The sequence below is a fragment of the Marinobacter sp. C1S70 genome (assembly GCF_000475355.1).
Taxonomy (GTDB): Bacteria; Pseudomonadota; Gammaproteobacteria; order Pseudomonadales; family Oleiphilaceae; genus Marinobacter; species Marinobacter nauticus.
The window spans coordinates 17,638-29,065 of the sequence record NZ_AXBW01000065.1 but is presented as its reverse complement, the minus strand read 5'-3'; the positions used below and the strand labels follow the sequence as shown (position 1 = coordinate 29,065).

General features: G+C 56.7%; 12 protein-coding genes. 8 read left to right on the top strand and 4 right to left on the bottom strand.

Features of this window, described 5'->3' with window-relative positions; genetic code table 11:
- Positions 1-165 precede the first annotated feature (165 nt).
- A complete protein-coding gene (locus Q669_RS15290; protein ID WP_264673068.1) occupies positions 166-708 on the top strand; it encodes a histidine phosphatase family protein in 543 nt (180 codons plus the stop codon).
- Between the two features lie 40 nt (positions 709-748).
- Entirely contained in the window at positions 749-1,087 is a 339-nt protein-coding gene (locus Q669_RS15285) for a zinc ribbon domain-containing protein YjdM (RefSeq protein ID WP_011785654.1), read from the top strand.
- Between the two features lie 45 nt (positions 1,088-1,132).
- Here the strand turns inward: Q669_RS15285 and Q669_RS15280 are convergent, their stop codons facing one another.
- Positions 1,133-1,852 (bottom strand): tellurite resistance TerB family protein, encoded by a 720-nt coding sequence (locus Q669_RS15280; protein ID WP_014420820.1) that lies wholly within the window; start codon positions 1,850-1,852, stop codon positions 1,133-1,135.
- Between the two features lie 236 nt (positions 1,853-2,088).
- On the opposite strand from Q669_RS15280, the gene Q669_RS15275 reads away from it, so the two are divergent.
- Both Q669_RS15275 and Q669_RS15270 read left to right on the top strand, forming a co-directional pair.
- Positions 2,089-4,395: a putative bifunctional diguanylate cyclase/phosphodiesterase gene (locus Q669_RS15275; protein ID WP_022992943.1), complete on the top strand. Its 2,307-nt coding sequence runs from the start codon at positions 2,089-2,091 to the stop codon at positions 4,393-4,395.
- Positions 4,396-4,461: 66 nt separating this feature from the next.
- Positions 4,462-4,965, top strand: a complete 504-nt coding sequence (locus Q669_RS15270; protein WP_022992942.1) for a copper chaperone PCu(A)C — start codon at positions 4,462-4,464, stop codon at positions 4,963-4,965.
- A 32-nt stretch (positions 4,966-4,997) separates the two neighbouring features.
- On the opposite strand, the gene Q669_RS15265 is transcribed toward Q669_RS15270, so the two are convergent.
- Positions 4,998-5,741 carry a class I SAM-dependent DNA methyltransferase gene (locus Q669_RS15265; protein WP_011785650.1) on the bottom strand — a complete coding sequence of 248 codons (744 nt, stop codon included), beginning with the start codon at positions 5,739-5,741 and terminating at the stop codon, positions 4,998-5,000.
- Between the two features lie 141 nt (positions 5,742-5,882).
- Entirely contained in the window at positions 5,883-6,161 is a 279-nt protein-coding gene (locus Q669_RS15260) for a SelT/SelW/SelH family protein (RefSeq protein WP_011785649.1), read from the bottom strand.
- Between the two features lie 82 nt (positions 6,162-6,243).
- On the opposite strand from Q669_RS15260, the gene Q669_RS15255 reads away from it, so the two are divergent.
- The 4 genes from Q669_RS15255 (at position 6,244) to Q669_RS15240 (ending at position 9,181) form a co-directional block, all read left to right on the top strand.
- A complete protein-coding gene (locus Q669_RS15255) occupies positions 6,244-7,137 on the top strand; it encodes a diacylglycerol/lipid kinase family protein (RefSeq protein ID WP_011785648.1) in 894 nt (297 codons plus the stop codon).
- Positions 7,124-8,356: an RNA polymerase sigma factor gene (locus tag Q669_RS15250; RefSeq protein WP_011785647.1), complete on the top strand. Its 1,233-nt coding sequence runs from the start codon at positions 7,124-7,126 to the stop codon at positions 8,354-8,356. Before Q669_RS15255 ends, Q669_RS15250 begins: the two co-directional genes overlap by 14 nt.
- Positions 8,357-8,452: 96 nt before the next feature.
- Complete coding sequence (locus tag Q669_RS15245) at positions 8,453-8,812, top strand: YciI family protein (RefSeq protein WP_011785646.1); 360 nt, start codon at positions 8,453-8,455, stop codon at positions 8,810-8,812.
- Positions 8,813-8,827: 15 nt separating this feature from the next.
- On the top strand, positions 8,828-9,181 hold the full coding sequence (locus Q669_RS15240) for a DUF1428 domain-containing protein (RefSeq protein WP_011785645.1): 354 nt from the start codon (positions 8,828-8,830) through the stop codon (positions 9,179-9,181).
- A 36-nt stretch (positions 9,182-9,217) separates the two neighbouring features.
- Here Q669_RS15240 and Q669_RS15235 read toward each other — a convergent pair whose 3' ends face one another.
- The gene (locus Q669_RS15235) at positions 9,218-11,404 is read right to left on the bottom strand and encodes an OsmC domain/YcaO domain-containing protein (protein WP_022992941.1); all 2,187 of its coding nucleotides are present in this window, start codon (positions 11,402-11,404) and stop codon (positions 9,218-9,220) included.
- Positions 11,405-11,428: the final 24 nt, after the last annotated feature.

Below are 11,428 nucleotides of genomic sequence, written 5' to 3'. Positions count from 1 at the left end.
GTTCATCCCATCATCCATGTGCGCTTCTCTCAGGCCATCCATGGCCTTCGAAATTTTTGGAAAGTAACCCCCAATGACACAGATCTGGCACTGGTGATACCGCCGCGATATGCGCGCTGACGGAATCTTTGAGGAATCATTATGAAAGCGTTTGTGTTTTGTTTGATGGCCATCGGCGCTTTAGGGTTTTCTCAAACCCATGCCTCAGAAAAGGACGCCTGGGCTGCCCTTAGAGAGGGGAGAGCCGTTTTGATGCTGCGTCATGCCCTGGCTCCAGGCACCGGTGATCCAGTCGGGTTTGTGCTCGGAGATTGCAGTACCCAGAGGAACCTGAGCGACACGGGGCGTGAGCAGGCCCGGGCGTGGAAAGCGTTTCTGGCAGAACATGGAATTGATGAGGCGAGGGTGTTTTCCAGCCAGTGGTGTCGATGTCTTGAGACCGCCCAGGAAATGAATGTGGGGCCAGTGACTGAGTGGCCGGCTCTGAATTCATTTTTTCGCAACCGGGGCGATGGCCCGCAACAGACCCGTGAAACCATCAAGTTGGTGAATAGCCTGGGGCAGGGCGCGCCCGTTTTGATGGTGTCACACCAAGTGAATGTGACGGCGTTGACGGGCATTTTTCCGGCTTCGAATGAAGGAGTGATTCTGGCATTGTCGTTGTCGGAGAGCCCGGACATTCTGGCGAGGGTGGCGCCGGGGCAATAGTGGTATAATCCTGTGCTCATTCAGTTAACAGGAAATGATAATGTCTCAGTTGCCCCCTTGCCCCAAGTGCAGTTCTGAATACACCTACGAAGATGGCGTTCAGCTGGTGTGCCCGGAGTGCGGCCATGAATGGACGGAGGCCGAGCAGGCAGCGGCTGAAGCAGGCAAGGTGGTTCGTGATGCCAATGGCAATGAGCTGCAGGATGGCGATACCGTCACCGTAATCAAGGATTTGAAGGTGAAGGGTTCCAGCCTGGTGGTGAAGGTGGGAACCAAGGTCAAGAACATCCGCCTGGTGGATGGCGATCACGACATTGATTGCAAGATTGATGGTGTGGGGGCCATGAAGCTCAAGTCGGAGTTTGTGAAGAAGGCCTGACGCTGATTCGGCACCGGGGTGGCCGGTGCCTTCTGCTGTGATTGATTAACTGGCAGCCAGCACTTGTTGTTCAAGCTCCCTGGCCAGATTGGGTTCTATCTTCAGGGCACCGGCCAGTTGTTCCAGCCAGGCGCGCTCCATGGGATTCTGCTCGTCAATCATCACCGCGCTGACGACATAGATTTCCCGGGCGGCCTGGGGCGAATCGGCGTTGTGTGCCAGAGCACTGGCATCCAGTGGCGCGTCGAATTGTTGCTGGATCCAGGCCTGGAGTTCGTCGTCCGGGCCCAGTCGCTCGATTTCCTGAGTCAGTAGTTGCCTTTCATTGGCATCGATATGGCCATCGGCACGGGCGGCCATAATCATGGCCTGGAGAATTTCCAGACCACGACGCTCCTGGTCGGCTCCCTGCAACTGCTCAAGGGGTTGGCCCTGTTGCACCGGGGCGGGCTGTGCCTGGCCCTGGTTGTTGCTCTGGTAGTTTTGATAGGCCTTCCATGCCAGTACGCCGACGCCGGCCAGGGCGCCATACTTCAGTGCCTTGCCGCCCATTTTCCGGCCGCGCTTGGAGCCCAGCATAAGCCCCAGTGCTCCGCCGCCCAGAAGACTTTTTACGTCAATGCCACTGCTGCCTTTACCTCCGGACAGCTGGTTGCCAAGGTTGCCCATCATCTGGTTTACGTTCGTTCCACCCTGGCTGCCTTGGCGGGACTGACCGCCCTGGGCCTGGTTCATGATCTGGTTCAGCACGGACATTACATTCATTGTCTGGCTCCTTTTCCGCCTGGTTGCCGTTGGCTTTGATTTTGATTCTAGCCTCAGTAAACCCTATCCGGCATGAACGCCAGATGAACAGATTGTCTGGATAACGACGGCAAAGTTCCTTTTGGCATCATCTTTTTTGGTAAGGTTGTGTCAAAACAGGGTGCGTATTTGCAACGTCATCCTATAATCATGGTTAGCGAAATTAACCCATTCACCGGGACAAATGGACTGACTACTTGGCGGCTCTGAAACGCAATATCTGGACGCTGTATTTTCTGATCGTAATCGTCGGCGTTGCGCTTTTAGGGGTGTCTCTCCAGCAGCGCTGGCAGGAGACCCTGTCTGATGAAACTGCGCATCAATTGTCCAGAGCTGAGCTCATATCCCAATCCGTTCACAGTCTGTTCCGGACTCAGGAGCTGGTGCTTGATGTCGTTGGGCGCGAACTCCTCGACAGTGGCGAACCGCTGGAAGAGCGGAGGGAAATGCCTTTATTGGACAGTATCCTTTCGGTTAACCCGGCCCTCGTTGGTTTTGGCCTCGCCCGCCCGGACGGCACGCTGGTTCGTATCAGCACCAATATGGACACCAGCCGCCTGCCCAATCTCCTGGAGAACCCCAGTACCGCAGAAGGTTTCAGGCAAGCCCTTGAGTCGGATGTGATGGTGGTAGGGCGTACTTATTATATGGATGCGCTTGGTGCCTGGTTAATCCCGATACGAAAGGCCTTGCGAGCGGACGATGGTTCTGTGGTTGCAGTAATGACCGCCGGACTGGAGATTGGTGCCGAAGGTTCAGTTCTTGGGCAGGATCTGCACGATGGTCCCGAGGACAGTGTCATCCTGTTTCGGGAGGCAGACAAATACGTCCAGTTTATGTCGCGAGAGGGCGCAACGCCTGAGCGATATTCTGCCTCGCAGATCAACGAGGAGCGTTTGAGCGCACAGCGTCGTGAATTCGAGGAGGGAACCGGAAAGACCATGGCGGATATCATGGCCAGTCCGGAGGCGGTTTCTTTTCATATGACCCGCGACCAGCGAGATTATCTGACAGCCGCCACCTTCGACTCTCGGTATCAGATCTGGACAGTGTCCGAGACGCGTTTTGCCCCTCTTTACCGCGATTTTATGGGAACCCTCGTACCCTACGTGATTGGCTTTGTACTGGGTGCCTGGTTGCTCTACCTGTTGTTCCGGGTTATTGATCGTGCCGAGGGAGAGCGTCGGGAAGAGTTACTGTACCGGGCTCGACACGACGATCTCACCGGCCTGTTAAACCGCGCAGGGCTCCTGGACCGATTGGAAGGCAGACTTTCTCAGGCGAGGCCGTTCAGTCTGGTGGTGATCAACATTGATAACTTCAGTGGTATCAATGACCGCTTTGGGCTGGAGTACGGGGATCACACCCTGGTGGAATTCGGGCGAAGACTTGAGCGGTTGGCGGAACGACACGACGATCTGGCGAGGCTCGGGAGCGATGAATTCGCCATCGTTACCCCCAATACCAACATCCCCTCGTTGACCGATGCCTGCCGGGCGCTGGTAGAAGATCTGGCCCAAATCTTCGAAGTGGGCCGGCTTCGTCTCCAGGTGGGCGCGAGTGTCGGGGTGGCCCGGTACCCCGAAGACGGAGACTCCCTCAGCAAGCTGATTCGTAGTGCCCACCTGGCGTTGTATGAGGCCAAACAAAGCCGGAATGCCGTCTGCGTCTACAAGGCAGAAATGGAAACCGCTTATCTACGGCGGCTGAACGTGGAACAGAGGCTGCGCTATGGCCTGGCCTCTCATGCTCTCTATATGGTGTACCAACCGCAGGTGAACGATGCAGGCGATACCATTGGTCTGGAGGCTTTGGTGCGCTGGCAGGATGAAGAGTTGGGATTCGTTTCGCCGGCAGAATTCGTGGATGTGGCCGAGAAAAGCGGTCTGATGATTCCTCTGGGTAACTTCGTGCTGGACACCAGCCTGAGGGAATTCCGGCAACTGATAGACAAGGTGCAACAGCCGCTGGATCTGGCCATCAACATCTCAGTGATTCAGTTCTGCCAGCCAGGCTTCGTGGATACAGTACTCAACGCCCTGAAAACCCACGATGTCTCGCCGTCCTCTCTGGTTCTGGAGATTACCGAAACGCTGTTCATGGGCAATTTCGATCAGGTGCTGCAAACCATCTGCAACCTGAGAAGCCACGGTATACGCCTGGCCATGGATGATTTCGGAACCGGCTATTCTTCCCTCAGCTTGTTGCGCCAGTTACCTCTGGATGAGCTTAAAATCGACAAAAGCTTTGTGGACGGTATTGTTGAAGATGAAAAAGCCGCCAATATGGTGCGCAGCATCGTCGCCATCGCCCGCAGCCACAACATGAGTCTGATCGCTGAGGGTGTAGAAGAGCAGGCTCAGGCCCAGGCCTTGATCAAAATGGGCTGCCTGCGCTTCCAGGGTTACTATTTCAGCCGGCCGGTGCCCATGGCGGACGTTCGTCAGGTGCTCACTGACACGGCAAACACGGACAATACCCCTGCGACCATTCGTCGCTCCTGATGGCTTTGAAGTGGTCGCGGCCGGCCGCTACAGTAGTGACATTTGTCAGAAAACAAGGAACGCCGAATGAAACAATCCATGATTGCTCTGGCATTGGGCGCAGCCCTGGTCGCCCCGGCCACATTTGCCGCCGATCACGCACACGGTAACGACCACCAGAGCCATCCGATACAGATCAATCACCCCTGGAGCCGGCCAACACCGCCGGGTACCCCCATGGGCGTGGGCTATATGGCGATCACCAACCACAGTGAACAGGCCATCACCCTGGTGGGCGCAGAAACCCCTAGAGCCGGCAACGTTTCGATTCACGAAACTTCCATGCATGAGGGGGTCATGCGTATGCAGCCGGTAGATGGTGGTCTTCTCATACCCGCCGGCAAAACCGTGGAGTTAAAGCCGCACAGTTATCACCTGATGCTTGAAAGGCTGCCTGAGCCGCTGGTTGAGGGCGAGAGAATTCCGGTAAGACTGGATTTTGATGGCGCGGAAGACCTGAATATCGAACTGATGGTGCGCCCCCTTGACGGTGCCCCGGCGATGAACGACCACGCCGGCATGAAGCACTAACCACTATTCTTCTCAGCGAAATCCGGTAACGCTCAACGCTTTACGCAGACAAACAGTGCGTTTCCGGATTCGCCATCCCAGGGCACGATGCGTTCGTAGTCGTGCTCGAAGATGGTCACGTCGAACCAGGGCTGTAACAGGGTGGCCAGCTCCCGGAAGCTCAGTGCCACCATGGGGTGCTCATCCTGCCAGGATTCACTGATGCCATTGGTGGTGCGATCAATGCTAAGCCGGAGCGACTGCCGTTCACCACTGCCGACGTAATGCCAGCCAGACCGAAAGGTAAACTCACTGCCATCGTGCCGGGCGGAGTGGCTGACATACAGGTTGTTGTTGATTCGGGTCTTGTCTACGGCATTGAAACAGAACAATCCGTTGGCTGATAACGCCTGGTGGGCGCTTTCGATACAGCCCTGAAGCTTCTCGATACCATCGCTGTAATGAATGGAGTACAGGAAGCAGGTAATCAGATCAAATGGACTATCAAACCGGAATTCGCACATATCCCGAACACTGAAGACGGCTTCCGGGCAACGCTCCTCGGCTACATCCAGCATGGGCTGATTAATATCCAGCCCTTCGCACTGGTAACCGAGGTTCAGGAAATGCCGGATGTGCGGCCCGGTGCCACAGGCCAGATCCAGATGACGCCTGCCGCCATTGCCAAATAGCTGATGTAACCGCTGTATCCCGAGACTCTGGGCCGGGTAATCGATATCGGCACACATCAGATCGTAGTAGCCCGACAAGTCGGTATATAAGGCGTTGATGGACAAGGGAAAGCCTCTGCAGAAATCAACTGGATCACCTCTGGCGAACAGCAGCTGCAGACGGGCATGGCGCAGCGGGCGGGCGTTTTGAGGGTGGCGTATGGTAGCGAAAAGGTGCGGGAGCGGGTAGCCACCCTCGTAGATGTACTACACCGGCTTGTCTGAGTGCCCCAGTGAGTGCTCCGGGGCAATCTGATTCCGCACCAGCTGTTTCAGTTGCTTGATATCGGGGAAGCCCCCTTGCTCCTTGCGGGACCAGATTCGGGTATCGTTTACCCAGACTTCAAAGATGCCGCCGGAGCCGGGTTTCAAGGTGAGCTCGTCGACCATGCCGTCGAAGGTGGTCAGCAGTTCCTGCGCCATCCAGGCGGATCTCAGCATCCAGTTACAGCCAGTGCAGTAATGGAGAGTAATGCGCGTTGCCATACGGTAATGCTTCCTGCATGAAGAAATCGATCAGCCATGCTATCAAATGAAGGGGACAGTTTCTTTCTCCAGAGGGAATGGTATGGCGTATTGGCTGGTGGATAGCCCTGGTTCCGGTGATGGCTGCCGGGATGCGGATTTCTGGTTGCCGCATCTGCGCGAGCAGGGAATCGAGAACGTAACCGAATGCAGGCTGGATGAATCTGAACAGTGGCTGCGCCTGGTGACTGGCAACGACGTATTGTTGGCCGCGGGTGGGGATGGCACTGTGAACGGTGTGGCCGGACTTTGCCTGCGCACCGGCGCGACTCTCGCGGTTCTTCCCTCGGGAACCGCTAATGATTTTGCTCGCAACCTGGGTATTCCGTCTGAACCGGCAGAGGTGGCCCGTCTGGTGGCGGACGGTAGCGCCGAGATGATTGATGTGGCGGAGTTTGATGACCGCATCTATCTCAACGTGGCCCACATTGGCCTGGGCACTTTGCCTTCACGCCAGGCCAGTTCACCCACCAAAAGGTTTCTTGGAAAGTTCAGTTACATGGCCACACTGTTCCGACAACTGGGTGCCCAGCGGGGATTCCACGCCCATATACGTACTGATCGTTCTAATCTGGGGGGGCGTTGGCTATCGATTGCCGTTGCCACGGGGGCCTATTTCGGTGGCGGCCATGAAATACCAGAGGCCTCTGCGAACGATGGTTTGCTGGATGTCATTGCCGTTAAACCGCGCCCGTTGCCGCAGCTGTTACTTGCATTTTTGATGGTGCGCCTGAACCGCAAGACGCCGCGCCGGACCAGCACCGTCATCCAGATCAAGGGCAAGTGGTGCCACGTAGAAACCACCCGCGCCAAGACGGTAACGGTGGATGGCGACGTGGCCGGTAAAACCCCGTTTCACGCAACCTGCCGGCCTGAGGCTATCCGGGTGATCGGCAAGCAGGTGATCCACACAGGAGGGTACGGTGCCAGCAGATAACCCGGCGATTGCCCGGATATACCGGGATCAGTCCCGGCAGGTAATGGCTACGCTTATTCGCCTGCTGGGCAGTTTTGAGCTGGCTGAGGAAGCCATGCAAGAGGCCTTTGCGGCGGCGGTCCGGCAATGGCCAGGCGAAGGTATTCCGGAAAACCCGGTGGCTTGGCTTATCCGAACCGGCCGCCGCAAAGGCATTGATCACATTCGCCGTGGACAGACCGCCCGACGATACGCTCACCTGGTAGGCGAGCAGGAAGAAGGCGCAGACTGCGATGATTGGCAGGCCATTGAGGACGACCAGTTACGACTGCTTTTCGTCTGTTGTCACCCTGCGTTGTCCCTGGATGCCCGTGTTGCTCTGACTCTCAGGGAGATGTGCGGTTTGACCACCGAGCAGGTTGCCCGAGCCCTGTTGCAGAAGCCGACGACTCTGGCTCAGCGAATTGTTCGTGCCAAGAAAAAAATTCGAGAGGCCCGGATTCCCTACGAGGTTCCAGAGCGCCGGCAACTACCAGAACGCTTGCCCGGTGTGTTGCGAGTGATTTATCTGGTATTCAATGAAGGTTATTCCCGCAGTGATGGTGAGTCGGTCACCGACATGAGCCTGTCGGATGAAGCCATTCGGCTCACTGAGAATCTGACTCGTTTGTTGCCCGAAGGGGAAGTGTTTGGCTTGCTGGCGCTCATGCTGCTGCACGATTCCCGCCGCGGTGCCCGGGATGACGAGAATGGCAATCTGGTTACGCTGGAGGAGCAGGATCGTTCTCTGTGGAATCGGAGCCAGATTGACCGGGGGCTGAAGTGGCTAGAACAGGCACTGACGCTAACGCCAGCTTCGCCATACACGTTGCAGGCTTCCATAGCGGCAGTGCATGCCCGCGCTGACGATTCCAATGAAACAGATTGGCGCCGCATTTCGCGACTTTACGCGGCTCTATATCGCCAGCACCCGTCACCGGTTGTCGCCTTGAACCACGCGGTTGCCGTAGCCATGTGTGATGGCCCGGAGGCCGGTTTGGCTCTGTTGGATGGGCTGGTGGGCAACAAGGAAATTCTGTCCTATCACCTGTTTCACGCCGCCCGGGCCGATCTCCTGCGCAGGGCAGGGGATGTGGATGCTTCTGCTCACGCCTACCAGCGTGCGTTAGCAATGGCGACACAAACCCCGGAACGGCGCTTTCTGGAACGCAGGCTTCGGGAATTGAGTTTTCCCGTGTAAAAAAGATGTTTGTCTGTGTCGATTTCCACGATTGTCGAGCGACTTATCTAAGGAGCCAGGCGAGACCGCGTCTGGAAAGTACAGGGAGGAAGATAGATGAAATATGTGGCTCTGGTGTACTACCAGGAGAGCATTATCAACGCCATGACTGATCAGGAATGGCATGATCTGAATCAGGAGTGCGTGGCTGGAGTCGAGCGGCTTACCGAACAGGGAAACTATGTGGCCGGACAGCCTCTGCAGCCAACGGACACGGCGACCACCGTGCAGGTTCGGGATGATGAAGTATTGATATCCGACGGTCCATTTGCTGAAACCAAAGAGCAATTGGCGGGTTTTTATCTGCTGGAAGCCAGAGACCTGAATGAAGCCCTGCACCTGGCCAGCCGGATTCCACCAGCTCGCTTTGGCAGCATTGAAGTGCGGCCGGTGCGGGAACTACCACCGAAGGATTGAATAGGGAGACAGATCATGAGCTATATCGATGGTTTTGTGGCTGCCGTGCCAACCGCTAACAAGGAAAAATACATCAAACACGCCAGTGATGCCGCCGCGGTGTTCAAGGAATATGGCGCACTGAAAATGGTCGAGTGTTGGGGGGATGACGTGCCAGAGGGCGAAACGACCTCATTTCCGATGGTCGTGAAGTGCCAGCCGGAGGAAACCGTGGTGTTTTCGTGGATAGAGTGGCCCTCGCGGGCGATCAGGGACCACGCCATGCCGAAAATCATGGATGATCCACGCCTGCATCCCGATGTGAACCCTATGCCCTTTGATGGCAAACGCCTGATTTATGGCGGTTTTGAAACGATAGTGGCGGGATAGCGGCGCCTTGAGGGCACCGCATCTGCCCCGCAGCGGTCAGAGTCCGGCTTTGCGGGCCCTGGCCGCGTGCAGCTTCTTGTAGCTCTCGATCATCTTCAGGTGCCGGTCCAGACCGCGCAGGTCCATGCCGGTTTCTTCCAGGCCAAAGAAGCGGACCGTACCGTTAATCGAGCCCACTACGGCATCCATTACCTCGTCACCAAACATCCGGCGGAAGTTGTACAGGTAGTCGTCCAGTTCCAGTTCTTCGTTCAACGTGGCTTCCAGAGCCGCGTTCATGGCCTGATAGAACAGGCCGCGCTCAACGGTGTTGTCATTGAATTGCAGGAACATCTCCACCAGCTCCTGGGCCTCTTCAAGCTCGCCCAATGCCAGGTAGATCAGCAGTTTCAGTTCCAGAATGGTGAGCTGGCCCCACACGGTGTTTTCATCGAATTCGATGCCGGTGAGGGTGACGATGGTCATGTACACATCCAGCTCGGCCTCTTCCAGGCGCTGTACCAGATTGGCCAGTTCGTCTTCACTCAAACGGTGCAGGTTGAGGATGTCTTCGCGGAATTCCAGGGCCATGTTGGTGTTGTCCCACACCAGGTCTTCCACCGGATACACCTCGGAATAGCCCGGCACCAGGATTCGGCAGACCGGCGCGCCGAGATCTTCGAACACCGCCATGTAGCATTCCTTGCCCATGTCCGCGAGGATGCCGAACAGGGTGTCGGCTTCTTCTTCGTTGCTGCCGGAGAAATCCCATTCCACAAAATCGTAGTCGGATTTGGCGCTGAAGAAGCGCCAGGACACCACGCCGCTGGAATCGATAAAGTGTTCAACGTAGTTATTGGGCTCGGTCACCGCCATGGAGTTGAAGGTGGGCGCCGGCAGGTCGTTCAGACCTTCAAAGCTGCGACCCTGCAGCAGCTCGGTCAGACTGCGTTCCAGGGCAACGTGGAAGCTGGGGTGTGCACCGAAGGAAGCAAACACACCGCCTGTTTTGGGGTTCATCAGGGTGACGCACATCACCGGAAACTGACCGCCCAGGGAGGCATCTTTCACCAGTACCGGAAAGCCCTGTTCTTCCAGGGCCTTGATACCTTCGACAATCTCCGGGTACTTGGCCAACACGCTCTCGGGAACATCCGGCAGGGCGATTTCGTTCTCAATGATCTCTTTCTTGACTGCCCGTTCGAAGATTTCTGACAGGCACTGTACCTGCGCTTCCTGCAGGGTATTACCGGCGCTCATGCCGTTGCTCAGGTACAGGTTCTCGATCAGGTTGGAGGGGAAGTAAACTGTCTCTCCGTCTGACTGACGCACATACGGAATGCTGCAGATACCACGCTCGGGCGTGCCCGAGTTGGTGTCGAACAGGTGCGTGCCCAGTAGTTCGCCGTCCGGATTGAAAATCTCCTGGCAGTAGTCATCCAGAATGCCGTCCGGCAGCTCGCCTTCCGGGCCGGGCTGGAACCATTTCTCGTTCGGGTAGTGCACGAACTCGCTGTTGGCGATGTCCTGGCCGAAGTACTGGTCGTTGTAGAAGAAGTTGCAGTTCAGCCGCTCGATAAACTCACCCAGGGCCGAACACAGGGCGGCTTCCTTGGTGGCACCCTTGCCGTTGGTGAAGCACATGTGGGCCGCGGTGTCGCGCACGTGCAGAGACCACACGTGGGGCACGATGTTGCGCCAGGAGGCAATCTCGATCTTCATGCCGAGATCCGAGAGGATGCCGGTCATGTTGGCAATGGTCTGCTCCAGGGGCAGATCCTTGCCCTCGATATAGGTGTTGCCGTCGCCGCCCGGGGCTGCGGTGAGCAGGGCCTGGGCGTCTTCGTCCAGGTTTTCCACCACTTCAATCTGGAACTCCGGGCCGGTTTGCACCACCTTTTTGACGGTGCAGCGGTCGATGGAGCGGAGGATGCCCTGGCGATCCTTGTCGGAAATGTCTTCCGGCAGTTCCACCTGAATCTTGAAAATCTGCTTGTAGCGGTTTTCCGGGTCTACAATGTTGTTCTGCGACAGTCGGATGTTGTCTGTGGGAATATCCCGGGCATTGCAGTAAACCTTCACAAAGTAGGCTGCGCACATGGCGGATGAGGCCAGGAAGTAGTCAAACGGGCCGGGCGCCGAGCCATCGCCTTTGTAGCGGACGGGCTGGTCTGAGATGACGGTGAAATCGTCAAACTTGGCCTCAAGCCTCAGGTTTTCGAGATAATTGACTTTGATTTCCATGGGCAGCTTACCGGATTCAGAAAT